We start from the raw sequence: 24130 nt of genomic DNA, 5'->3' as shown, positions 1-24130 counted from the left end.
GGGGCGCTTATTGCGCGATGGCCGCGAGCGGCGTACCGACGAGCCGGCCGATGTCGGCGCGGGCTGTATGGGCGTCGGCGAGCGCGCGCACGTATTGCGATTGCCCCTGGAACAGCGTGCGCTGCGCATCGAGCACGTCGAGGAAGCCGAACTTCCCGAGCTGGTAGCCGCGCGACATCGCGTCGAGCGCGGTGCGCGCGCCGGGCAGGATGTCGGTCTTCAGGCGCCGCGCCTCCTGTGCGGCGGCCTCGAAGTTCGCATAGGCCTGCGTCAACTCCAGCCGCAGCCGCGCGCGTTCGCGATCGAGATCGGCATTCGCGCGCTCGGCCTTGTGCGTCGCTTCGAGCAGCGCGCCCTTGTTCGTGTTGAACAGCGGAATCGGGATCGACACGCCGACGACGGCCTGGTTGTCCGGCACGCCGCCCGTGGTCACGCGTTTCACGCCCGCGCTGACCGTTACGTCCGGAATGCGCCGCGCGCGTTCGAGCGACACGGCCGCGTTCGAGCGGAGCATCTCGGCGCGCGAGATGCGCGCGAGCGGCGCGTCGTCGAGCTGCTCGACGAGCGCGGGCAGCGGGTCGACCGGCGGCACGGTTTCGAGATCGCCGAGCACCGCAAGCCGGCCGTCGCGCGCTTCGCCCATCACTGAGTTCAGCTTCTCGCGCGCGACCACGACACGGCCGCGCGCGGTCACGACTTCGATCTGCACGCCGGCCGCGGCCACCTGTGCCTTGGTCGCCTCGACCGGCGACACCTTGCCGGCCTGTGCGCGCCGCCCGGCGAGATCCGCCGAGCGCGCGGCGAGCGCCGCCGATTCCTCGGTGACCTGAAGCTGCCGCTGCGCGGCGAGCAAACCGTAGAACGCGGCGATCACGTCGGCGCGCACGACGGCGCCCTGCTCGTCGAGCGACGCATCGGCGGACTGCCGTCCGTACGACGCGACGTCGAGCCGCGCGCTGCGCTTGCCGCCGAGTTCGATCGTCTGGTTGAGCAGCACGGTCGACGTGCGCTCCGCGCGGCGAAAGCCTTCCTGCAGGAACGAGAGTTCCGGGTTCGGGCGCGTGCCGGCCTGCATCAGCGCGCCCGAGGATGCATCGACGTCGGCGCGCGCGCCGCGCAGAGCCGGGTTGTTGCGCGCGGCCGCGTCGAGCGCGCCGGCGAGCGTCAGCGGCGCGGCACCGGCCGCATCGGGCTGAGGCGAAACGGTTGAGGCCGGCTCGCCTGGCGCGGCGGGTGGCGGGGACGATTGGGCATGGGCTGTCGCCGCCGTCGCAAGGACGGCGAGCGCAACCAGGATGTGCGTGAACATGTGCGAGCCTGCGGTTACGGTTTCGCGACCGATGCTACGGAGCAACCGCAGTGCAAACATGAGGCGAAGATGATATTTCCGTCATCTTCGTTGAAGCGATCCGGCGGAACCGTGGCGCGCGGGGATGATGCGCTGCGCCCGCGAAAACACCTGAAGCGCAGCGAGAACCGCCGCGCCCGGTCAGAAGGCCTGCGTTTTCGTCTGGACGAACGGAAGCGCGCGGCACGACGCTCAGACGTTGCTCGACTTCGCGCGCCGGCGCCGTTCGAGCCAGTCGAGCAATTGCCGCCCATCGCGTTCACCGAACCACCGCGCGTGCCCGATCAGGTAACCGTCGTACGCGATGTCGACGATGGCCGGCGCATCGATGATGCAGCCGAAATACGCGACTTCCGACAGCGCGAACTCCGTATGCACGATCGGCAGCAGTGCGACCAGTGCCGCATAGGCATCGTCGCTCAGCGGTTCGAGCGATTCGTAGCCGTCGAGCAGCGCGTCGATCTGCTCGTATTCGATGCGTCGCGCGTCGGCCGGCGCCATCCAGTCGACCGTATTGCGCTCGATCGCGAGCGCGAGGTCCATCACCGCGCAGGTGCGATCCGACAACCCGAAATCGAGCACCGTCCGCACCTGCGCGCCGGGCCCCGCATCGGTCCACAGCAGGTTCGACGCATGCCAGTCGCCATGCGTCCACAGCGGCGGCAACGCGGGCAGCAGCGGCACGAGGCGCGCGTGATACGGGCCGATCGCGTCGGCGACGTCGCCGCGCCAGTCGCGCGCGCCGAGCGCGCGCACGAGCAGCGGCTGCGCATCGACCCAGCGTTCGAGCGCGCCCGCCAGATCGGCCGACGACAGCACACGGAAACTCGACAGCAGCGTGCGGACAGGCCGCGCGGGCGCGTCGTAGCCGGCCGACGCACGATGCAGCTCGGCCAACGCGCGGCCGGCCGCGTACGCATGCGACGGATGCGTGAACGGCTGCCACGACATCACGCCGCGATACGGGTCGACGCCGGGCGCGAGCACATGCACCTCGTACGTCCATTCGCCGGATGCGAACGCGGTCGCGCCGTCGCGACCGGCGAGCACGTCGACCACGGGCATGCCGCGTTCGCGCAGATGCGCGATGAAGCGATGCTCTTCCTCGAGCCCCGCGACATCGCGCAGGCTCGCGTGATGACGCTTGACGAACAGCCCGCGCCCATCCGCCATCCGCACGAGCACGGCCGCCGCGAACTGCCGCGGGCTGTGCCACGTCAGCCGGGCCGGCTCGCCGGCACCGTCGATCCGCGCGAGCACCGCCGCCACCTCGTCGTGCGTCATCAGCGGCCAGTCGCGTTCGGCCTGCTCGCCGTCGACGCCGAATTGCGGCGGCGCGACGTCACGCGATACTGGCCCGTCCGGCTCGAGTGGGAATGACATGAACGACGTTGCTCCGTAGTTGAATCGATGCGTGAATCAGCGCGCGCCGCCGCCCGACGCGAGCGCGCCGCCGGCCGCCGCGCGCAGCGCCGCGGCCGTCCGGCTCCAGTCGCGCCAGCCGACGACGGCGAGCCCGATGAACAGCGCATAGAGTCCGGCCGTCAGATACAGCTCCTTGAACACGAACATCCCGACGTACACGACGTTCACGACGATCCACAGCCCCCACGACGCGATGTAGCGCCGCGCGGTCCAGTATTGCGCGACGAGGCTGAACGCGGTCAGCGACGCATCGACGAACGGCAGCGCCGCATCGGTCCAGCGCGCCATCATGCCGCCGAGCAGCGCGCTGCCGACGACGGCCGCGATCAGGTCGGGCAGCATCTGCCGCGGCCGCACGCCCGTGACGGGCGCCACGTCGCCGGCCGGCGCCGCGCCGCCGTCGGCTTCGCTCGCGCGCTGCGCGAGCCAGCGCTGCCAGCCGTACACCTGCAGCACCGCGAACGCGCCCTGCAGCAGCATGTCCGAGTACAGCTTCGCGTCGAAGAAGATCCAGCCGTACAGCGCGACCGACGCGAGCCCGACCGGCCAGCACAGCATGCGCCGCTTCGCGGTCAGCCAGATCGCGAGCGCGCTGACGATCACGCCGGCGATTTCGAGTGGGGACATCGTCTGTGCTCTCCTGGGTAGCTGCCGGGGCCGCGCGTCATACGGCCGGTTCCGGACGATCAGAAATCATAGGTCAACGATACGCGCGCGGTGCGCGGCGCACCCGGGAACAGGTACGCATCGCCCTGCTGCTCGCCCGCGTCGCGCCAGTAGAACTTGTTGAACAGATTGTCCACCGATACGCGCAGCACCGTGCGATGGCCGCCGATCTTCGTCGTATAGCGTGCGCCGAGATTGAACACGAACCACGACGGCACGCGCGCGGTGCCTTCCTCGTTCGCGTTGCGAGCCGCACTGTACTCGACGCCGCCGAGCACGTTCAGGCCCGCGACGCCCGGCACCGCATAGTCCGCATACAGCGACGCGCGCAGCGCGGGCACGTTGATGATCTGGTGTCCTTCGTACGCCGGCGAACCCGAATCGACCGCGCGGGCGCGGATCGCCGCGACGCTGGCCGTCAGCGCGAGGCGCTCGGTCATGCGCCCGGCCGCGCCGAGCTCGATCCCCTGGTGCCGCTGCGTGCCGCGCTGCACGAACGTGTAGGTCGCACCCGATGCGTCCGGGTCGGCGAACTGGAACGGCTTGCTGATCGAGAACACGGTGGCCGTGAGGCTCAGCCGGTCGAGCCAGTCGTATTTCGCGCCGACCTCGATCTGGTGCGATTCGACGGGCGGCAGGAACGCATACGCGTTGGTCGCGCGCACCGGCGCCTGATCGCCTAGCGACAGCGCCTTGCTGTACGACGCGTACAGCGACAGCACGTTCACCGGCTTGTAGACGAGCGCGACCTGCGGCAGGAACACGGAGCGGTCGGTGCGCGTATCCGCGCCGTCAAGGCTGCTCCAGCTGCGCTGGCGCAGCAGCACTTCCTTGCCGCCCGCGAGCACCTGCCAGTGTTCGCCGATGCTGATGCGGTCGAGCCCGAACACGCCGTACTGCCACGCGTCGAGGCGCGGATACGACGGCCCGGGCGAATTCGGCGACGGCGCGAACGCCACGTCGGGCCCGTAGATGTTCTCGCTGCCCACGTAGTCGTACACGGCGTCGGCCATGTGCACAACGCGGCGCTGCACGCTCACGCCGAGCGTCAGCTCGTGCCGCAGCGGCCCCGTCGCGAACTTGCCCGTCGTGACCGCGCGCAGGTCGTCGTTGCGCCGGTATTCGCCGGGGCTGCGGAAATCGTATACGTCGTAGTCGCCGTTCGCGCCGAAGAAGAACGGCGACGTCGCGCCGGCCGCGCAGCTTGCCGCGTATGAACAGCCGTACGCGAACGCGCTGTTGTCGTCGATCATCGTGCGGCTGCGGCCCGCGGCGATGTACGCGTTCCAGTCGTCGTTGAACCGATAGTCGAAGCGCGCGTTCAGGTTCAGCGCGTCGGTCGTCACCGGTTTCGCCCACGGCTGCGTGCCGAGCGCCTTCGACGTCGTCTTGACCGACGGCACGACGGTGCCGCCGAGCAACTGGTAGCCGGGCGCGGAACGCTGGATCCACTGCTGGAATTCAGCGTTGAGCTGCAGGCTCGCACGCGGGCTGATGTCCCAGTCGGCGGCGATCGAGCCGAACGTGCGCCGCCCGTTCGTGCCGTCGATATACGAGTGCATGTTCTCCTTCGCGGCATTGATCCGGAAGCCGAACTGATGGTCGGGGCCGAAGCGGCGGCCGAGATCGACGGCCGCCGACGTCGAGCCACGGCTATCGACACCGGCCGTCACGCTCGCGACGTTCGCGGAGCGCTTCGTCACGAAGTTGATCACGCCGCCGGGCGCGACGACACCGCTGTCGATGCCGGCAAGCCCCTTCAGGATCTCGACGCGCTCCTTGTTCTCGAGCGGCACGTTCTGCTCGCCGGACACCGTCAGCCCGTCGATCCGGATCGCGCTCGCGAGATCGACCGGAAAGCCGCGGATCGCGAAGCCTTCGAAATAGCCGACCGGCGCGTAGTCGTTGACGACCGACGCGTCGTTGCGCACGACGTCGCTCAGCCGCTTCGCCTGCTGATCGTCGAGCTGCGCGCGCGTCACGACGCTCACCGACGCCGGCGTATCGCGCAGCGGCGTGTCGTCGAGCCCCGCGACCGACGCGTTGCGCACGCGAAACGCATTGCCGCGCTCGCCGCTCACCGTAATCGTCGGCAGCGTCGCGCTGCCGGCCGCATCGGCGTCCGGTGCCGGCGCGTCGCCCTGGGCTGCCGCAGCCTGCGCCGCGAAAAGCGTGATGCCGAGACCGACTCCGAGCCCGACCTTCGCGCGCCGCCGCCGTACGGGCGACGCTGTTGTTTTATTCACCGTCATTGTTCTGGATGGAAAACTCGCCACTCGACCCTGTCGAAACACGTTACGAAGCTGCGAAGCGCACGCTCGCGGACGAATCTTCACCCGCGGCGCATCCGGCCGGCACGACATTCATCGGACGAATCGGACGAGACGGCACGCATGCGTGCCGGTCGATCGATCGGGAAGACGCAGGATGGGACATCGGATTCGGGTGACGCACCGGGAGCCGACGCAGCCGTCGACGGGTTCGTCGGGTGCCTGTCGGGCGGCCGGCGGCCTCGCGCGGTCATGTCATGCGGGGGACGCTTCGAACGCCGCGGTGCGGGCGTCGGGCAGTTGTGCGCGCCGTTCGTCGGAACGGCGGCCAACCCGTCGCACGCGACATCGCGGCGTGGCGCGCATTTTACCCCGGGCGGGCATCAAGACCGTGGAATCTGGCGGAACGGGAGGCGGGAAAGAACGGGAATGGGGAAACGCAATTCGTGCCACATGGCAACGGCGGCAATGTGGCAGCGATGCTCGGCGCGCAGGGCAACCTCGAAGACCGGCGCAATCATGCGCCGGTCATGCGGGCGGAAACCGAAGCGGGAATGATCTCCCGCTCGCAATTCACGCGCCGCTCAGAACCCCTGCATCGTCACGGTCGGATCGACGACCAGATGCACGACGCCGTAGATGACCGCGCCGACGAGCAGCGCGAGCAGGATCGCCACGAACGGCAGCAGCGTGAAGTTGACGTTCGCGAGATCGGCTGCGTGCGCCTTGCTGTTGCGTACGCCGAAGAAACTCCACAGGACCAGCTTGATCATGCCGAGCAGTTTCATGATGCGCTCCTTTCATCGAATCGGTTGACGCTATCGTCGATCCAACCGGCATCCGAAAAAAGAAGCAGTTGCGCGCGCTTTTCGCGCAGCAGGCCGTCTGCGGCCGCATGTCGCAGGCGCATCAGCGGTCGAGCACGAGCGGTTCCGTGGCGCGTTGCGCGGGCCGCGCGACGCACAGCAGCGCGCAGCCGGGTTCGACCGCCGCGTCGGGCGTTTGCTCGTAGTCGACCGCGCCGGACAGCACGCGCGTCGCGCACGTGCCGCACGAACCGGAGCGGCATTCTGACGGCACGGCGACGCGCTGCCCTTCCGCGAATTCGAGCAGCGTGCCGTCGGCGGGCGTCCATGCGGCTTCGCGCCCGGTGCGCCGGAACACGACCGGCACGCTCGCCGCCGGCGAGCCTGCCGTGCCTGCCGCTCGGGTCACGCTGCGCGCCACGCTCGACGGCCCGAACGCCTCGAAGCGGATGCGTTCGTCCGGCACGTTCAGCGCGCGCAACCCGTCGTACAGATCGCGCATGAACGCCGACGGGCCGCACAGGTAGAAGTCGTAGTCGTCGAACGACAGGATCCGCTTCAGTTGCGCGATGTCGATGCGGCCGGCCCGCGCTGCCATGTCGCCGTGCGGACGGCTGTCGAACCAGTGCAGCGACAGCCGCGTATCGGCGGCCGCGATGCGCGCCAGTTCCGCCGCGAACGGCCGGTCGGCCGCTTCGCGCGCGCCGTGCACGAACACCACGCGGCGCGACGGCGCGGCGTCGGCCAGCGCGCGGCGCAGTATCGCGATCATCGGCGTGATGCCGATGCCGGCCGATACGAGCACGGCCGGGCGCGGGCTCGCGAGATCGAACGTGAAGCGGCCGCGCGGCATCTGCGCGTCGAGCGTCATGCCCGCCCGCGCGTGATCGTGCAGCCATGCCGACACACGCCCTTCGCGCTTCACCGTGATCCGGTAATGCGCGCCGCCCGGTGCCTCGGAAAGCGTGTAGCTACGAATCAACGGTGCATCGCTGCCCGGCAACGCAACACGCAGCGTCAGATGCTGCCCGGCGTCATATGCGGGCAACGTGCCACCGTCCACCGGTTCGAAATGGAACGAGCGGATCGCGCGCGCTTCGTCGACGATCTTCGCGATGCGCAGCGATCGCCATGCGGGTGCTAATTGGTGTGCCGATGCGAACGCCACCGGCGCGACCGCCGCCGTCACCGCTCCACCCGCGGCCGCCGCCATCGCAGCGAACTGCGGCGCGCGCTCGACCGCCGACCACCGGAACGGCAGCACCGCGCGCATGCGCCGCACCTCCCGCACATGGAACCGCACGACACGCTGCGCGCCGTCGAACGACGCGACGAGCGGCCCGTCCCACACGATCTCGGCGCGCGCGGCGACGTACAGCAGGTCGCCGCTGTCGAAATCGACGAACAGCAGCCCCGCGCGCGGATCGTGCTGCAGGTTGCCGAGCGTGTTGAAGAAACGGTTGCCGCTGAAATCCGGCGTCGTCAGCGTGTGCGCATCGTCGACGCGCACGAAGCCCGGCATCCCGCCGCGATGCGACACGTCCGCGCCGCGCGCGGCGCCCGCGTCCGCCGACGTGTTCGCGCTCGCGACGAAGAACGTATCGGCCTGCGCGAGCAGCGCGCGATCCGCATCGCTCAGCCGGTCCGACACGTCGGGCTTGACCTGTGCATCGCCGTCGCGCGCGACGAACGTCGGCGTGCGACCCTGGATGTACTTCGCGCAGTTGCCGAAGCTCTGCTCGACGGCGATCGTCAGCGCATCGCCGTCGACGGCGCGCACGACGCCGTTGACGCGATTGCGCCGCCGCGTATCGAATTCAATCCCGAGCCCGCCGAGCGGCGCGCCCGGCTGCCACACGCCGCCCAGCGGATCGCCAGGCAGCGCGGGCGCCGCGATGCGCAGCGTGCGCGCATCCGGCGACGTGACGAACCCCGGCGCGCCGGCCCGCAGCGTCGCCCACGGCTGGCCGTGCGCATCGACGCCGCCGAGCACGAAGAACGGCAGCTGCGCGAAAAACGTCCGGTGCTGGTCCGGCATGAAGCGCCGGATTCCGCGCCGGCCGGCCGCACCCGCGGCTTCCGTTACGCCCGCGCGCTGCTGCACCGCGAGTTCGCCCGCGTGAAACGGCGCGGCGTCGAGTTCCCAGCCCGGTACGGCGGCGGTCGGAGCATTCATCGCGTTCTCCTGAACAGGCGCGGCTTCGGTTGGCGTTATGCGGCGAGCAGGCCCGCGCGCGTCGTCGGCATGCCGACGAAACCCGGCAGCGCCTCGACGCGCGCCAGCCATGCGCGCACGTGCGGATACGGTTCGAGCGATACGCCGCCTTCCGGCGCGTGCGCGATGTACGTGTAGGCGGCGATGTCCGCGATCGTCGGCTCGGCGCCGGCGGCGAACGGCTTGCCGGCCAGTTCGCGGTCGATCACGTCGAGCAGCTTCGCGGCCGTGCGCTTGGCCGCTTCCTGGTCGAGCGGCGCGCCGAACACGGTCACGAGCCGTGCCGCGGCAGGCCCCGACGCGATCGGCCCGGCCGCATACGACAGCCAGCGCTGCACGACCGCCGCGCCGGCCGGATCGTCGGGCAGCCAGTGCGCGTCGCCGTAGCGCTTCGCGAGATACACGAGGATCGCGTTCGAATCGGCGAGCACGGTGCCGCCGTCGTCGATCACCGGCACCTGCCCGAGCGGATTGAGCGCGAGGAACGCCGGTTCGCGTTGCGCGCCGGCCGCGAGGTCGACGTCGATGGTCTCGGACGGCAGGCCGAGCAGCGACAGGAACAACCGGACGCGATGCGCGTGCCCGGACAGCGGGAACGAATAGACGCGAATCGGGGCGACGGGCTTACCGGCGACGGGCGCTGCGGAGGCAGGCTTGCTGGCGACGGACATGGAAAACACTCCGGAATCTCGCGTCGCCGGGAATCGGCGACGAACGGCCCCAGAGTAGCGCTCGCGGTTCGCGGCCAGAAGATGGATAATCACTGAAACATTATCCGCTTTCATAGGACAATCGACGATGGCCGATCTGCGCGACGTGAACCTGAACCGACTGGCGATCTTCGTCGCGGTGGTCGATGCCGGCTCGCTGACGGCCGCGGCCGAGCGGCTCGGCCTCGCGAAGACGGTCGTCAGCACGCACATGCAGCGCCTGGAATCCGAGGTCGGCGCGAACCTGCTGGTGCGCACGACGCGGCGGCTGAGCGTGACCGACGCTGGGCGTACGTTCTACGACGCGTGCCGCGCCATCGTGCGCGCCACCGAAGCCGCGCTCGACGCGGTGTCGTCCGACGCGGGGCCGCTGCGCGGCACGCTGCGCGTGAGCGTGCCGATCGACTACGGCGCGCAGGTCGTCGCGCCGGCCGTCGTCGCGTTGCGCGACGCGCATCCGGGGCTCGGCGTCGAGCTGGTCGCGAACGACCGCGTCGTCGATCTCATCGCGGACAACCTCGACGTCGCGATCCGCATCGGCCGCCTCGCCGATTCGAACTATCGCGCGGTGCAGCTCGGCACGTACGAGAAATGGCTGGTCGCGAGCCCCGCGTTCGTCGCGCGCTACGGGCTGCCGCGCGATGCGGATGCGCTTGCCGCGCTGCCGTTCGTGATGCTGTCGACGCTGCCGCGCCCGCACACGTTCGAACTCGACAACGCGCGCGGCGGCAGCGTGTCGGTGCGCTGCGTCGCGCCGGTCGTGTCGAACACCGCAACGGCATGCCGCGCGATCGTGCTCGCGGGTGGCGGCTTCGGACTGCTGACGGATTTCTCGACCGCCGACGACATCGCGGCCGGCCGGCTCGTGCGGCTGCTGCCCGCGTGGTGCTCGGCGCCGGCCGGGATTCATGCGGTGTATCCGTCGACGCGGCTGCCTTCGCCGAAGGTGCGGGCGTTCATCGATGCGATGAAGCAAAGGATCGGCGAAACGCCGCCGGCGGCGCCGGTACGCTCGACACGATCGAAACGAGCCGCAGGCTGAATCCGGATCGCCACGCGTTTTTGCCCCGCCTCCAATCCGCTTTCCCCGCGGCTTTCCCGCCCCGAATAAATACGCCCTTTTATCCCCCCCAAAAAATAGCGCATTGCTTTCCAAATTTTCTACTAACCTTATTCCCGGTAATACGCCAATTCGCGTTTACCGAAACGTTTTCAATTCCCCGTTTTATTCAATCAAACAAGGAGTCTGGAAATGCAAACCGCTGCGATTTCATGGGGAACCACGCCGTCGATTCGTGTCTACACGGCCAACGGCAACAAGATCACCGAACGCTGCTACGACGGGCAGAAGTGGTACACGGGCGCGTTCAACCAGGCCGGCGACAACGTGTCCGCCACCTGCTGGCTGGTCGGGAGCGCCGTTCACATCCGCGTGTACGCGACGAGCGGCGGCACGACGACCGAGTATTGCTGGGATGGTGACGGCTGGACCCGGGGCGGATACACGGGTTCCTGATCGATCGTGCCTGGGGCGCGAAGGATTTCGCGCCACGATCGGCGCAATGCGAGCTGACTCTTTGCATTGCGCCGCTTTTTAATTCGCTCCACATTGTTTTCATCCATTCATCGCCACATCGAACCGGAATCAAAAACAATGACGACTTTTTGACAATCATTAACCCCCGAAAACCGATCGCCTTTTAATTATTAAAAAGGCGACTAAAACGCAAAAATCGGCACGACGTCCGGCGCGCCGTGTGATTGCTGCGTTCTTTTCATTTTCAGACTGCAATTTTCCGGGGTAACACGAACGATGCGATGCCATCCGGTTATCCAATCTCCCGCAATGTCCCCAGCAACACCTTCCTGCAGCTCGCGACCATCTGCGCTTCCGGATCGCGATAGTCGGTGAGCAGCCACGCCGCGCCGACGTTCGTCATCGCGCCGACGAGCGCGAGCCCGATCAGCCGCTGCTCGGTGCGCTCCGCGGGCGTCGCGGCCTCGCGCGGCGCGCCGATCGCCATGATCAGCTTGCCGAAGTCGATCAGCATGCGCTGGTACGTCATGTCGGTATCCGCGCTCACGCCCATCACCTCGAGCAGCAGCACGCGCGCCGCGCACGGGTCGCGCAGGAATGCGAAGAACGCGGCGAGCCCCGCGTCGACGCTCTCGCGCAGATCGCCGCCGCGCGCGGCGACCGCCTGCGCGACCGCGTCATGCAGCTGCTCCGCGTGATGCAGGTAGGTGCAGCGCAGCAAATCCTCGGTGCTGTCGAACGCCGCATAGAAATAGCGATCGTTCAGCTTCGCTTCCCGGCAGATCGACCGCACGGTCGCCTTGCGGAACCCGACCGTGCCGAACACGCGCGTCGCCGCGCGGATCAGCGCGTCGCGCCGCTCGGCGGCACGCACCTCGGGCGCTACGCCGCCGTACGACCGGCCCCGTTTTTTCGTTTCGAGTGCTTTCTCCATTCCGCTATTTGACATCAGGACACCCTAAAACTAAAGTGGTGACGACCAACACCACAATAGACGCGCCGCCGGCGCAGTACAAGCGGAGCGGGAGGAGCAACGGATGAACGGGTTTTCCGGCAAGGTCGCCGCGATCACGGGCGCCGGTTCGGGCATGGGTCGCAGCCTCGCGGTCGAGCTCGCGCGGCGCGGCTGCGAGGTCGCGCTCGCCGACGTCGGCGAAACCGGGCTCGCCGGTACGGCGGCCGCGTGCGCGCAGCGCGGCGTGCGCGTGAGCACGCGGCGGCTCGACGTCGCCGACCGCGATGCGGTGTTCGCGTGGGCCGATTTCGTCCGCGCCGAACACGGCAAGGTCAACCTGATCTTCAACAACGCTGGCGTATCGCTGGCCGCCAGCGCCGAAACCGCGCGCATCGCCGATCTCGAATGGATCGTCGGCATCAATTTCTGGGGCGTCGTGCACGGCACGCAGGCGTTCCTGCCGCACCTGCGTGCGTCAGGCGACGGCCACGTCGTCAACACGTCGAGCCTGTTCGGGCTCGTCGCGATGCCGACGCAAAGCGCGTACAACGCAACCAAGTTCGCGGTGCGCGGCTTCACCGAGGCGCTGCGGATGGAACTCGAACTCGACGGCGCGCCGGTGAGCGCGACCTGCGTGCATCCAGGCGGCGTCGCGACGAACATCGTCGATGCGGGCCGCGTCGATACCAGCATCCACGCGCTCACGGGCCAGGACGAAGCGACCCACCGCCGGCAGGCGAACCGCCTGATCAGCGCGACGACGGCCGACGATGCCGCGCGGCAGATCCTCGCGGGCGTCGAGCGCAATGCACGCCGCGTGCTCGTCGGCGCCGACGCGCGTCGCCTCGACCGGATCGCGCGCCTGCTCGGCGCCGGTTACCAGCGGCTGATGCTGCGCCATGTGCGCCGCGCCCGTGCACGCAACCTTCGCCCGAAGGAAGCCCCCGTGGGAGAACGCGCCCACGCCCCGGCCGCACGCCCGACCACGCCGACCAAGGACCCCGCATGACCTCGACGACGACCGACCGGCGCGACGCGCCGCCCGCCTCCGGCGCCCGCCATGATTGTGGCGACGGCAACGACCTCGACGTGCTGATCGTCGGCGCCGGCCTGTCCGGCATCGGCGCCGCGTATCACCTGAAGCAGCGCTGCCCGCATGCGAGCGTCGCGATCGTCGAGGCGCGCGACGCGATCGGCGGCACCTGGGATCTGTTCCGCTATCCGGGCGTCCGTTCGGATTCCGACATGTTCACGCTCGGCTACAGCTTCCGCCCGTGGCACAGCGACAAGGCGATCTCCGACGGCCAGACGATCCTCGACTACATCCGCGACACCGCGCGCACGTACGGGATCGACAAGACGATCCGCTACGGCCAGAAGGTCGTCGCAGCCGACTGGGACTCGAACCGCGCGCGCTGGACGGTGCGCATCGAGCGCACGCGCGACGGCGCGACCGACACGCTCGTCTACACCTGCCGCTTCCTGTTCATGTGCAGCGGCTATTACGACTACGACGCCGGCTACCTGCCCGACTGGCCCGGCATGGACACGTTCGAGGGCAAACTCGTGCATCCGCAGCACTGGCCGAAGGATCTGACCTACGCGAACCGGCGCGTCGTCGTGATCGGCAGCGGCGCGACGGCCGTCACGCTCGTGCCGTCGATGGCGGCCGACGCGCGGCACGTGACGATGCTGCAGCGCTCGCCGACCTACATCGTGTCGCTGCCCGCGCGCGACAGGATCGCAAACGCGCTGCGCCGCGTGCTGCCGTCGCGGCTCGCGCACCGGCTCGTGCGCGTGAAGAACGTGCTGCTGACGATGTACCTGTACAACGTGTCGCGCCGCAAGCCCGACCAGACGAAGAAGTTCATCATCCGCGCGGCCAGCAAGCAGCTCGGCCCCGGCTTCGACGTCGCGAAGCACCTGACGCCGCGCTACATGCCGTGGGACCAGCGCGTGTGCCTCGTGCCGAACGGCGACCTGTTCAAGTCGATCCGCGCGGGCCGCGCGTCGATCGTCACCGACGAGATCGAGCGCTTCACGCCGACCGGCCTCACGCTGAAGAGCGGCCAGCAGCTCGACGCGGACGTGATCGTCACCGCGACCGGGCTGAAGGTGAAGCTGCTCGGCGGCGCGCGCGTCACGGTCGACGGCCGCACGGTCGACCTGCCGGAGACCGTGTCGTACAAGGGAATGATGTACAGCGACGTGCCGAACCTCGCGTCGTCGTTCGGCTACACGAATGCATCGTGGACGCTGAAGGCCGAGCTGATCGCGCGCTACGTGTGGCGGCTGCTCAACCACATGCGCGCGAACGGCTACGACACGTGCGTGCCGCGGCTCGGCGCCGGCGATCTCGGCGACGTGCCGGCCGTCAACCTGAGCTCGGGCTACATCCAGCGCGCGGCCGGCATCCTGCCGAAGCAGGGCCATCGCAAGCCGTGGAAATTCCACCAGAACTACGTGCTCGATCTCGCATCGCTGAAGTTCAGCGCGCTCGCCGATTCGGCGATGCATTTCGAACGCCGCGCGAAAACCGGCCCGGCTGCGACAGCGCCGGTTGCCGAACCCGCACTCGAAACCCGCTGAGGCCGACATGACCCCTACGCTCCATCTGATCCAGAACGTGCTGCTCGGCGTCGTCGCGGTGCTCGCCGCGCTCGCGCTGTTTTCCGGCTACGTCGCCAGCCGCGTGACGCGCGCATTCCCGCCCGAAGGCCGCTTCGTCGACATCGGCGGCGACCGCATCCACTACGTCGAATACGGCAACGGCCCGCCGATCGTGTTCGTTCACGGGCTCGCGGGGCAACTGCGCAACTTCGCGTACCTGCCGCTCGCGCGGCTTGCGCAGCGGCATCGCGTGATCCTCATCGACCGGCCCGGCGCCGGCCGCTCGACCCGCGGCGCGGGCTCGCAGGCGAACGTGTTCGCGCAGGCGCGCACGGTCGCCGCGTTCATCGACGCGCTGCGGCTCGACAAGCCCGTGCTGGTCGGCCATTCGCTCGGCGGCGCGATCGCGCTCGCGGTCGGCCTCAACCATCCGGACCGCGTGAGCCGGCTCGCGCTGATCGCGCCGCTGTCGCACGAGCAATCCGAGCCGCCGGCGCCGTTCCGGCCGCTGATGCTGCCGTCGCCGCTGGTGCGCCGCTTCGTGTCGTGGACCTTCGCAATCCCGCTGACGATCCTGACCGGCCGCAACGCCGTGCGCCAGGTGTTCGCGCCGGAAGACGTGCCGCGCGACTTCCCCACCAAGGGCGGCGGGCTGCTCGGGATGCGGCCGCATGTGTTCTACGCGACCGCGACCGACCTGCTGTCGGCGCCCGTCGACCTGCCCGCGATGGTGCGCCGCTATGCGGAGCTCACGCTGCCGGTCGACGTGCTGTACGGCCACGCCGATCCGATCCTGAACTGGCGCGAGCACGGCGACGCGCTCGCGAAGAAATCGGCGCGCGTGCGGCTGAAGGTCGTCGAGGGCGGGCACATGCTGCCGGTCACGATTCCGGATGCGACGGCCGACTGGCTGCTCGAAGTCGCCGCCGCGCCAGCCGACGCCGTCGCACGAGCTGCGCGTATCGAGTCCTGAACGGGAACGACACGGGGCCTGATTCAGTGCCGCGCAGCCGGTGCTGCGACGGAATCAGGCTTCGTCGTCGGGCACCGACAGCCCGAGATCCGCGATCACCTCGCGCGCGTTGCGGAATGCCTCGACCGCGGCCGGCGCGCCCGCGTACAGCGCGCTGTGCAGCAGCACCTCGCGGATCTCGACGAGGCTCGCGCCGTTATTGAGCGCGCCGCGAATGTGACCCTTCAGTTCCGTGCCGCGGCCGAGCGCCGCCAGCATCGCGCAGGTGCACAGGCTGCGCGTCTTCAGGTCGATCCCGCCCCGGTGCCACGTGCTGCCCCACGCGTGTTCGTTCAGCCAGTCCTGCAACGGACGCGAAAATCCGTCGAGGTCGCGCATCGCGCGCTCGACGAACGCCTCGCCCATCACGTCGATCCGCCGCGCCTTGCCGTATTCCCTGTCCTGTTCGCTCATGTCGGTGTCCTGGGTGAAGTCGTGGTCGTGGTCGCGGCGGCGTCGCCGGCGGCCGGGAGATTTCGCGCCATGTTCACGGGGCCGGCGCGTTTCGTCAAAGATGCGGCCCTCGGTTCGCCGCCGTTCGCGGCTGTTCGCGTGTCGGGCGGTCGAACGCTACGTAACATCCGGCCGCGCGTTACGGCGGCTTACGGGAACATCGCCACCGCCGCATCCATGCACGGTGCGTGCCCGTCGCGCGAAACCGCCATTCCTCCGTTTAAATCGCGTTGATATTCCCGATTTCTGCAACAAAGCGCGACGCCGTTTCGATAAATCCGTCATGGCGCGGAATTTGCAGAGGAGGCTTGGACACACTTCCAATGTCGAGGCCTACATGCACAGTATCTTCAAAAGGACGACGGTAACGATGGCCGTCTCGTCGCTGCTCGCGCTGTCCGGTTGCGGCTCGGTCGATGGACCGACGACCCCGCCGTCGATCAAGCCGAGCACGTCGGGGGGCGGCGGTACATCGGGGACGTCCGGTACGTCGGGCGGCGGTTCGTCGGGGACTTCGGGTGGCGGGAGTTCGGGTACTTCGGGTACTTCGGGTACTTCGGGTACTTCCGGTACTTCCGGTACTTCCGGTACTTCCGGTACTTCCGGTACTTCCGGCACCTCGGGCACTTCTGGCACCTCGGGCACCTCCGGCACCTCGGGTACTTCCGGCACTTCGGGCACCTCCGGTACCTCGGGTACTTCCGGCACTTCGGGCACCTCCGGCACGTCGGGTACTTCCGGCACGTCGGGTACTTCCGGCACGTCGGGTACTTCCGGCACCTCGGGCACTTCCGGCACGTCGGGCACTTCCGGTACCTCGGGCACTTCCGGTACCTCGGGCACTTCCGGTACCTCGGGCACTTCCGGTACCTCGGGTACTTCGGGCACCTCCGGCACGTCGGGCACGTCGGGCACCTCCGGCACGTCGGGTACTTCCGGTACCTCGGGTACTTCCGGCACGTCGGGCACTTCCGGTACCTCGGGTACTTCGGGCACCTCCGGCACGTCGGGCACGTCGGGTACTTCCGGTACCTCGGGTACTTCCGGCACCAGCGTCACCCCGCTCGGCAATGTCCTCCAGCAATCCGGCAACCTCGTGACGGCACTCGGCACGACGGTCGCGAACGGTGGCGCGCAGATCGGCGGCGTGCAGATCCCCGGCACGAACCCGACGACGGCCACCAGCGTCGGCAACGCGGTCACGAGCCTCGGCAACGGCGTGCAGTCGCTCGGCAACGGCGTCGCGGCCGGCCTCGGCTCGATCGGCGTGTCGCCGAACCCGCTCGGCCCGACGCTCACGTCGACCACCGGCCTGCTGACCGGCGCCGGCGGCGCGGTCAACAACCTCGGCAACGCAGTGACGAGCCTCGGCACCGGTCCGCTGTCGCCGCTCGCGCCGGCGACGACCCTGGTCGGCAATCTCGTCAATACGGTCGGCAATGCGGTCAACTCGACCGCATCGGCGCTGAATACCGCGCTGAACAGCGCGCCGGTCCAGCAACTCGAGACGCAGCTCGGCAGCGTGATCAACCCGATCACGAACACACTGACCGGCGGCGTCACGACGCCTGGCGCCACGCAGATGCTCGGCGGCGCAACCATGCTCGGCGCCCCGCTCAGCGGACTGCTGAGCACGCTCGGCAGCGGCCTCGGCCTCGCCGGTTCGCAGATCGGCAGCGCGACCGGCAACCCGGTCGGCACGAGCGCCGGCAACGGCGTGTCCCAGCTCGGCAACACGGTGGCGTCGGCAGGCGGCCTGCTGTCCAGCGGCAGCTCCAGCAGCGGCACCAACCCGCTCGCCCCGATTACCGGTCTGCTCGGTACGCTGACGGGCGGGCTCGGCGGCGGCAGCAGCTCCAGCGGTACGGGTGGTACCGGCGGCACGAGCGGCACCGGCGGCGGCCCGCTTGCACCGGTCACCGGCCTGCTCGGCACCGTGACCGGCGCGCTCGGCGGCCTCGGTTCGAGCGGCACGAGCGGTACCGGCGGCTCGGGCGTCGGCGGCCTGCTGGCGCCGGTCACCAACCTCGTCAACTCGCTGACGCCGCTCGGCGCAAGCCTCACCGGCACGGTCACGACGCCGGGAGGCAACGTGACGGGCGCCGTCGGCGGCCTGCTGACGAGCGGCCCGGTCGGCACGCTGACGGGCGCGCTGACGACGCCGGCCGGCTCGGTGGGTGCCATCGGCACGGCCAGCCCCGGCGTCGCAGCCGGCGCGGCGACCACACCGGCCGGCAGCGGCACTGTGGCGGCCCTGACCGGCAGCTCGAACGGCGGTACCGCGGGCGGTGCAGCCAGCCTGCTGTCGCCGGTGACGAACCTGCTCGGCGGTCTGCTGGGTGGCGGCACCAAGAAGTAACGCTTTACCGACCAGAACCACAGGCCAATGGCCGGGCACGCATCAATACAAAGCCCGGCCGACGGCCGGCGTCACCCGCCAAGCGGGGGCGCCGGCCGTCATCCCGACGAGGATCCGATCATGAATTCCACGCTCGACGGCATCGCCGCGGTCCAGGACCGCCCGCCCCGTTCCGCCACGCCCTTCCGTGCCGGCCTGCTCGGCATCGCGGCCGGGCTCCTCGCGCTGTGGTTCACGCGCGACCAGCCGGCCCTCGACGCCGCGACGCGCGCAATCATCGCGAGCCTCGCGATCATCGGCACGATCGCGCTGCACGAAATCCTCATCTCGCGCGTCTACCTGCGTCCGAGCGCCGGCCTGTCACGCCAGGCCGTGCGGCCGCTCGGCCTCGCGCGCGTCGCGACGCGGCTCGGCGCGCTCACGTCGATCTATGCGGGCATCGGGATGCTGTACTGGCTGCTGCCCGAATATCACGGCGATTTCTACCGGCCGTTCTGGTCGCTGCTGCGCGCGCTCGCCCCGTACGTGATCGTCGCCGCGCCGTTCTATTTCATGTGGATGGACCGCCATCAGCGCGAAACCGATGACGCGTACCTGCTGTGGGGCCGCTTCCTGTTCCGCCGCGAGCGGCCCGCAAGCTGGCAGCCGGTGCGCGAGATGCTCGCCGGCTGGGGCGTGAAGACGTTCTTCCTGCCGCTGATGACCGTCTACCTGTCGAAAGACGCCGATCATCTGACCGCGTCGCTCGCGCACGCGATGAATGCGCCGATGTCGCTCGCGACGTTCTCGTTCCTGTACGACCTGTCGTTCACGATGGACCTGATGTTCGGCACCGTCGGCTACCTGTGCACGTTCCGCATCCTCGACAGTCACGTGCGCACGGTCGAGCCGACGGCGCTCGGCTGGGGCGCCGCGCTGATCTGCTATCAACCGTTCTGGTCGCTGATCTCGAGCCACTACATCCGCTACGAAGGCTCGCTGTTCTGGGACAACTGGCTGCTGTCCGCGCCGACGCTGCGCGTGATCTGGGGCGCCATGATCATCCTGCTGCTGATGACCTACGCGCTGTCGACGATCTCGTTCGGGCTGCGCTTCTCGAACCTCACCAACCGCGGAATCATCACGTCGGGCCCGTACCGCTTCACGAAGCATCCGGCGTACATCACGAAGAACCTGTCGTACTGGATGGTGTCGGTGCCGTTCGTCGAGCCGCTCGGCTGGCAGGTCGGGCTCATGCACTGCGCCGCGCTCGTCGCGGTCAACCTGATCTATTACCTGCGCGCTAAAACGGAAGAACGCCACCTGATGCGCGATCCGGACTATCGTGCGTACGCCGAATGGATCGCGCAGCACGGGTTGCTTGCACGGATCAGGCAGGCGTTCGAGGCGCAGCAGCCGGCGTGACGCGTCGACCGGCGGTCGGGGCGGCGGTGCGTCGGTCCGGCCGACGATGCACACGCCGCCCCGGCTCATCCGCGCCTGCGCTTCAATACGGCGATTGCCGCGAGGCACGCCGCCGGCATGCCGAAGCAGAATGCCGCAAGCGGCCACGGCGTATCGCCCGGCAGCACCAAAGTGGCAAGCGTACCGACACCGCCGACGATCAGACTCTGAATGCAGTAATACAGCGCGACCGCCGTTCCCGCGGCATCGTCGAAATCCCGCAGCGCCCCGTTCGCGGTCACCGACGACATCAGGACGATGCCGACCGCGACGATCCACATCGGCATCACGAACGCGATGAACGAAGGCGCCATCAGGATGGTGCAGGCAGCCAGCACGATTGCGCCCGTCATCATGACGCCGGCACCCCGGACAAAGCAGCCCCGAATGCCCCAATTCGACACGAACCATCGCGCAAAGCGCGCGGCAATGATCATCACGATCGCGACGGTGGCAAAAGCCGCACTGAATTCGGTGCGGGAAAAACCGGCATGACCGATGAGCACACGCGGCGCGATCGAGAAGAACACGAAAAACGCGCCCATCGCGACTCCGAAGCCGAACGCATGGACCTGGAAGGACAAGTTGCGCACGATCGACGCAACGGGCCGCCGGGGCCTGTCCGCCGCCGGTGGCCGCGTTTCGTGCCATCGCGACCACGCGCGGCCGAAGGCCACGCACCCCGCCAGACCGAGGGTCACGAAGATCGCGCGCCATCCGCCGGCGCGCGCAATGCCAACGCCGAGCATCGGCCCGAGCGCCGGCACGACCGCGAGAATCGCGCCGAACTGACTGTAGATGGTGCTGCCTTCCGGACGGTCGGCATAGACATCGCGAACCGTCGCAAAGGTCGCCACGAGGGCGGCGGAAGCGCCCAGCGCCTGCAACATGCGCAGCACGACGAACACGACACCGTTGCTCGCCATCGCGAGCGCCAGGGAGGCTGCCGAGAAAAGCAGCGCGCCGCCCAACAGCACCGGCCGCCTTCCGAAACGATCCGACAACGGACCGAACACCAACTGGCCCAAGCCGAGAAAGACCATGTAGGCGCTTAGCGTCAACTGGACCATGGCGTGCGACGTATGCAACGCCGACGGCATCTCCGGGATCACCGGCAGATACACATCCATCGCCAACGATGCGAGAAGATCGAAAGGAACCATCAGCAGCAATGCCGACGGCAACGAGTAGGCCCATGCAGGCGCAGATTGATCGGGCATGACAAAGCCTCCGCTCGGAAAAGGAAATCCGGCGGCAATCTGCCTGCTGAGTCATCGACGAGAGGAGATCGCCGCAACAACCGGGTGAAGAAGGTTGCTGCGGCTCAGCGATCCGTGGACGGGCCCGCTCCCATGGTCAGATCCTTGTGGGGTTCGTTTGCCGTGAAGTGTATGCGATTTCGCGACACGATCGCGGACATCCGCGGCGAGTCGCGCGGCATCGGCTCACGCATCCATTGCGGCCAATTGTCGCGAAACGCCGCGATTCCCCGCTTTTCGTCGCTTTTCTCCGCCAGTCCGATTGCCCGCCCCCGGCACCTCGCGTATGGTGCTGGCCGTCCGCGCTCGAACCATCGCGCAGACACCCGACCGTCGTCCCGCACGACGGCCGTGCGGGCCGTGCCCGCCGCTCACCGTCTCCGCGATGCCGCCCGCCGGCACCGCGCATTGATGAGGAAAGAGGCGTGATCCACAAAGTCCTGATCCTGTTCGCACTCTGCATCGCGGGCCTCGCCGCGATCGCCGCCGGTTTCCAGCACATCCCCAGCTGATTCGCGGCCCCGGCCCGCTTCGCCGAGCCCGGGGGCCGCCCCCATTCCCTTGCCCTTGTTGCGATGAACCACTTTCTCGAACCGCCCGGGACGGGCGACCTTTGCCATGCGCATCGACGTACAGCATTCCCAGCACGACATCGACGATGAACTCGACACGCTCCACGCACGCCTCCACCAGCCGGGCCATCGCCTGCACGGCCTCCCGGCCGTCGCGCTCGGCCGCTCGGGCCTGATCGTCCGCCACCGCGAAGCGGACGGCGAATACTTCCTGTATGTCGAAGATCCGGCCGCGCGCCAGCTCGCCGGCTACACGGTGTTCAACCGCCTTCCCGAAATCCCGCGCCGCGCCGACCGCTACCTGCGCGCACCGCATACGCGGCTGCGCGGCTCGGCGCAACGCAAGGGCCTCGCGACGACGCTGTATCGGTGGGGGCTCGACGCGGGCTTGTGCCTGATCAGCGGCGCGCGCCAGTCGGTCGGCGCCGCGCAGTTGTGGACGACGCTCGCGCAGCATTACCGGCATGGCTTCGTCGATGTCGAGGGCCGCGCGCTGCGTTATCTCGGCGACACCGTTCCTGACGACGTGCACGGCGCGCTGCATACGCGGCGGCTGTTGCTCGGCAACGGGTGGGCGATGATGGAATTCGCGCGGGCGGCCGGGATGAGCGACGCCGAAGCGGCTCGCTGCGATTCCGAGACCATGTTCAACGCATCGGCGCGGACCGCGTAGCGTCGGCGGCACGCACCGCGCACCACGCCGCCCGAACGCCGATGCGATAATCCGTCCGGTCCGCGCGACGCGGCAGCGCACCACGCCAACCGAAACGCTCATCGATGACCACCGATCCCCGAACCGACGCCGACCGCCGCATCGACATCGTCGCCCTGTGCGGCAGCCTCCGGTCGCAGTCGTACAACGCCGCGCTGCTCGATGCAGCCGCGCACGTCGCGCCGCGCGGCATGCGCATCGCGCGCTTCGATCGCCTCGGCGAATTCCCGCTGTTCAATCCCGATACCGAATACCCGTCGCCGGCCGCCGTGCGCGACCTGATCGATCGCCTGAACGCGGCCGACGGCGTGCTGATCGCGAGCCCGGAATACGCGCACGGGGTGACCAGCGTGATGAAGAACGCGCTGGACTGGGTCGTCGGATGCGAAGCGCTCGTCTACAAGCCGGTCGCGGTGCTGAATGCGTCGCCGCGCGCGACGCACGCGGACGCGGCGCTGCGGGAAACGCTGTCGGTGATGTCCGCACGCATCGTCGAGCGCGCATCGATCGCGCTGCCGATCCTCGGGAGCCAGCTCGATGCGGCGGGTATCGCCGCGCATCCGCCGTTCGCGTCGGCGCTGGCCGATGCGTTGCACGCGCTCGGCGCGGCAATTGCCGAAGGCGCGCCGCCGGGCTGATGTTGCGCATCCGCAAACGCATCGCAGTCCAGACGAATCGGACATTGCGCCCGTCGACAGGCGCAATGTCCTACGCGGATCATCGTCCGCGATAGATTGGCCTGTCGGCGGCAATCGAGCCCGATTCGCTCGCGGTTGGCGACATCGTCCCGTATCCGCTCGTATCGGCAACCGACGTACCCGTCGAGCCGATCTTCGTCAGCGCTTCCGCCAGTTTCGCCGGATAGTGCGGGTCTTCGCCGGTCTGACGGTAGCCGGCCGCGTGCAGTGCGGCCAGTTCGGCCGTGACCTCCGCGCGCGTCACGGTGGACTGCGGCGCGGCCCAGGCGGAAACGGAAGCGGTCGCGGCAACCGTCGCGAGAACATACAGAGCAAGCTTGTTCATGAGAACTCTCCTTGGCATCGACGACGTTGTCGACAGAGAGTGAGTCGATCCGCGAGCGCAAAGATGACACCCGCCGACGGAATTTATTCGACGTCGTGTCGCCATGCCGCGCCGTACCACGGCCCGGCGTCGCGGCCGATGTAAACGGCATGATCGGACGAAAACCGATCGGCTGTCAGATTTCGCCGGCTCGCGCGACTACACGCATGTGGCCATGCGCCACCGCCTGTTCTCGTTCAAAGGGTCCGACATGAAAACCAGAATCTGGATACTGATCGCGTCGCATCTCGCGACGGGTCTCGTTGCATTCGCCGCGGGCATCTACGTGCTTCCGATCCTGACGGCATCGGAGGGCGCAAGCGCCGTCGAACTGCAAGTGGCCGCCGAAAACACGCGACATACCGGTCGCTTCGAACGCGCTCTGCCGGGAAGCGATCCGCTGCACTGGGCAGACGGCAAGCTGACGATCACCGATTCGTCGATCGCCTTCGAAGGCGACGTCGCACCGGGGCCCGACTACAAGATTTATCTCGTGCCGGAATTCGTCGACACCAAGGCGTCGTTCCTCGCGATCAAGGCGCGTGCCGCGCGCGTGGGCGACCTGAAGACATTCGGCAATTTCGTCATGCCGCTTCCCGCCGACGTGAATCCCGTGCAATACACGTCGGTCGTGATCTGGTGCGAACGCTTTTCGAAATTCATGAGCGCGGCCCGGTATCAAAGCGCAGCGACGTCGGGCAAGGTGTCGATGTAAC

General features: G+C 68.6%; 22 protein-coding genes. 10 read left to right on the top strand and 12 right to left on the bottom strand.

Annotation, left to right across the window (positions count from 1 at the left end; genetic code table 11):
* Nucleotides 1-7: 7 nt before the first annotated feature.
* From FPJ27_RS06985 to FPJ27_RS06955, 7 genes are all read right to left on the bottom strand, one after another.
* Nucleotides 8-1309, bottom strand: coding sequence for a TolC family protein (locus FPJ27_RS06985; protein WP_204422442.1), 1302 nt, complete (start codon nt 1307-1309; stop codon nt 8-10).
* Between the two features lie 231 nt (nt 1310-1540).
* Nucleotides 1541-2731, bottom strand: coding sequence for a phosphotransferase (locus tag FPJ27_RS06980; protein WP_204422441.1), 1191 nt, complete (start codon nt 2729-2731; stop codon nt 1541-1543).
* A gap of 36 nt (nt 2732-2767) precedes the next feature.
* Nucleotides 2768-3400 carry a nicotinamide riboside transporter PnuC gene (gene pnuC, locus FPJ27_RS06975; RefSeq protein WP_072442086.1) on the bottom strand — a complete coding sequence of 211 codons (633 nt, stop codon included), beginning with the start codon at nt 3398-3400 and terminating at the stop codon, nt 2768-2770.
* Nucleotides 3401-3459: 59 nt separating this feature from the next.
* Complete coding sequence (locus tag FPJ27_RS06970) at nt 3460-5691, bottom strand: TonB-dependent siderophore receptor (RefSeq protein ID WP_204422440.1); 2232 nt, start codon at nt 5689-5691, stop codon at nt 3460-3462.
* Nucleotides 5692-6293: 602 nt separating this feature from the next.
* The gene (locus FPJ27_RS06965) at nt 6294-6497 is read right to left on the bottom strand and encodes a DUF2970 domain-containing protein (RefSeq protein WP_034182111.1); all 204 of its coding nucleotides are present in this window, start codon (nt 6495-6497) and stop codon (nt 6294-6296) included.
* A gap of 121 nt (nt 6498-6618) precedes the next feature.
* Nucleotides 6619-8691 carry a pyridoxamine 5'-phosphate oxidase family protein gene (locus FPJ27_RS06960; protein ID WP_204422439.1) on the bottom strand — a complete coding sequence of 691 codons (2073 nt, stop codon included), beginning with the start codon at nt 8689-8691 and terminating at the stop codon, nt 6619-6621.
* 35 nt (nt 8692-8726) lie between these two features.
* The gene (locus FPJ27_RS06955) at nt 8727-9401 is read right to left on the bottom strand and encodes a glutathione S-transferase (protein WP_072442091.1); all 675 of its coding nucleotides are present in this window, start codon (nt 9399-9401) and stop codon (nt 8727-8729) included.
* Nucleotides 9402-9528: 127 nt separating this feature from the next.
* Between FPJ27_RS06955 and FPJ27_RS06950 the strand changes: the two genes are divergently transcribed.
* Nucleotides 9529-10482 carry a LysR family transcriptional regulator gene (locus FPJ27_RS06950; RefSeq protein ID WP_204422438.1) on the top strand — a complete coding sequence of 318 codons (954 nt, stop codon included), beginning with the start codon at nt 9529-9531 and terminating at the stop codon, nt 10480-10482.
* A 210-nt stretch (nt 10483-10692) separates the two neighbouring features.
* The gene (locus FPJ27_RS06945; RefSeq protein WP_072442095.1) at nt 10693-10956 is read left to right on the top strand and encodes a fucose-binding lectin protein; all 264 of its coding nucleotides are present in this window, start codon (nt 10693-10695) and stop codon (nt 10954-10956) included.
* A gap of 313 nt (nt 10957-11269) precedes the next feature.
* Here the strand turns inward: FPJ27_RS06945 and FPJ27_RS06940 are convergent, their stop codons facing one another.
* The gene (locus tag FPJ27_RS06940; protein ID WP_204422437.1) at nt 11270-11926 is read right to left on the bottom strand and encodes a TetR/AcrR family transcriptional regulator; all 657 of its coding nucleotides are present in this window, start codon (nt 11924-11926) and stop codon (nt 11270-11272) included.
* A gap of 88 nt (nt 11927-12014) precedes the next feature.
* Between FPJ27_RS06940 and FPJ27_RS06935 the strand changes: the two genes are divergently transcribed.
* From FPJ27_RS06935 to FPJ27_RS06925, 3 genes are read left to right on the top strand one after another with little or no spacing between them, the layout of a single operon-like run.
* The gene (locus FPJ27_RS06935; RefSeq protein WP_204422436.1) at nt 12015-12941 is read left to right on the top strand and encodes an SDR family NAD(P)-dependent oxidoreductase; all 927 of its coding nucleotides are present in this window, start codon (nt 12015-12017) and stop codon (nt 12939-12941) included.
* Nucleotides 12938-14521, top strand: coding sequence for an NAD(P)/FAD-dependent oxidoreductase (locus tag FPJ27_RS06930; protein WP_204422435.1), 1584 nt, complete (start codon nt 12938-12940; stop codon nt 14519-14521). Before FPJ27_RS06935 ends, FPJ27_RS06930 begins: the two co-directional genes overlap by 4 nt.
* A gap of 7 nt (nt 14522-14528) precedes the next feature.
* On the top strand, nt 14529-15515 hold the full coding sequence (locus FPJ27_RS06925; RefSeq protein ID WP_204422434.1) for an alpha/beta fold hydrolase: 987 nt from the start codon (nt 14529-14531) through the stop codon (nt 15513-15515).
* A 54-nt stretch (nt 15516-15569) separates the two neighbouring features.
* Here FPJ27_RS06925 and FPJ27_RS06920 read toward each other — a convergent pair whose 3' ends face one another.
* The gene (locus FPJ27_RS06920; RefSeq protein WP_072442106.1) at nt 15570-15968 is read right to left on the bottom strand and encodes a carboxymuconolactone decarboxylase family protein; all 399 of its coding nucleotides are present in this window, start codon (nt 15966-15968) and stop codon (nt 15570-15572) included.
* Between the two features lie 376 nt (nt 15969-16344).
* Between FPJ27_RS06920 and FPJ27_RS06915 the strand changes: the two genes are divergently transcribed.
* Together FPJ27_RS06915 and FPJ27_RS06910 are read left to right on the top strand one after the other, a co-directional pair.
* Nucleotides 16345-18366: a collagen-like triple helix repeat-containing protein gene (locus tag FPJ27_RS06915; RefSeq protein ID WP_204422433.1), complete on the top strand. Its 2022-nt coding sequence runs from the start codon at nt 16345-16347 to the stop codon at nt 18364-18366.
* 120 nt (nt 18367-18486) lie between these two features.
* Entirely contained in the window at nt 18487-19770 is a 1284-nt protein-coding gene (locus FPJ27_RS06910) for an isoprenylcysteine carboxylmethyltransferase family protein (protein ID WP_204422432.1), read from the top strand.
* A gap of 65 nt (nt 19771-19835) precedes the next feature.
* On the opposite strand, the gene cml is transcribed toward FPJ27_RS06910, so the two are convergent.
* Nucleotides 19836-21029, bottom strand: coding sequence for a CmlA/FloR family chloramphenicol efflux MFS transporter (cml, locus tag FPJ27_RS06905; protein WP_204422431.1), 1194 nt, complete (start codon nt 21027-21029; stop codon nt 19836-19838).
* A 410-nt stretch (nt 21030-21439) separates the two neighbouring features.
* Nucleotides 21440-21688: a hypothetical protein gene (locus FPJ27_RS06900; RefSeq protein WP_204422430.1), complete on the bottom strand. Its 249-nt coding sequence runs from the start codon at nt 21686-21688 to the stop codon at nt 21440-21442.
* On the opposite strand from FPJ27_RS06900, the gene FPJ27_RS06895 reads away from it, so the two are divergent.
* Both FPJ27_RS06895 and FPJ27_RS06890 read left to right on the top strand, forming a co-directional pair.
* Entirely contained in the window at nt 21687-22313 is a 627-nt protein-coding gene (locus FPJ27_RS06895; RefSeq protein ID WP_204422429.1) for a histone acetyltransferase, read from the top strand. The genes FPJ27_RS06900 and FPJ27_RS06895 overlap by 2 nt on opposite strands.
* Before the next feature lie 104 nt (nt 22314-22417).
* Nucleotides 22418-22990 carry an NADPH-dependent FMN reductase gene (locus FPJ27_RS06890; protein WP_204422428.1) on the top strand — a complete coding sequence of 191 codons (573 nt, stop codon included), beginning with the start codon at nt 22418-22420 and terminating at the stop codon, nt 22988-22990.
* Between the two features lie 79 nt (nt 22991-23069).
* Here FPJ27_RS06890 and FPJ27_RS06885 read toward each other — a convergent pair whose 3' ends face one another.
* Nucleotides 23070-23375 (bottom strand): DUF4148 domain-containing protein, encoded by a 306-nt coding sequence (locus FPJ27_RS06885; protein ID WP_072442117.1) that lies wholly within the window; start codon nt 23373-23375, stop codon nt 23070-23072.
* Nucleotides 23376-23625: 250 nt separating this feature from the next.
* Between FPJ27_RS06885 and FPJ27_RS06880 the strand changes: the two genes are divergently transcribed.
* Nucleotides 23626-24129 carry a DM13 domain-containing protein gene (locus FPJ27_RS06880; RefSeq protein WP_204423092.1) on the top strand — a complete coding sequence of 168 codons (504 nt, stop codon included), beginning with the start codon at nt 23626-23628 and terminating at the stop codon, nt 24127-24129.
* Nucleotide 24130 lies beyond the last annotated feature (1 nt).

Source organism: Burkholderia sp. MS455 (assembly GCF_016899445.1).
In the GTDB taxonomy this organism is placed as follows: Bacteria; Pseudomonadota; Gammaproteobacteria; order Burkholderiales; family Burkholderiaceae; genus Burkholderia; species Burkholderia pyrrocinia_C.
The sequence above is the reverse complement of the archived record's forward strand: the minus strand, read 5'-3'. Positions and strand labels throughout refer to the sequence as shown.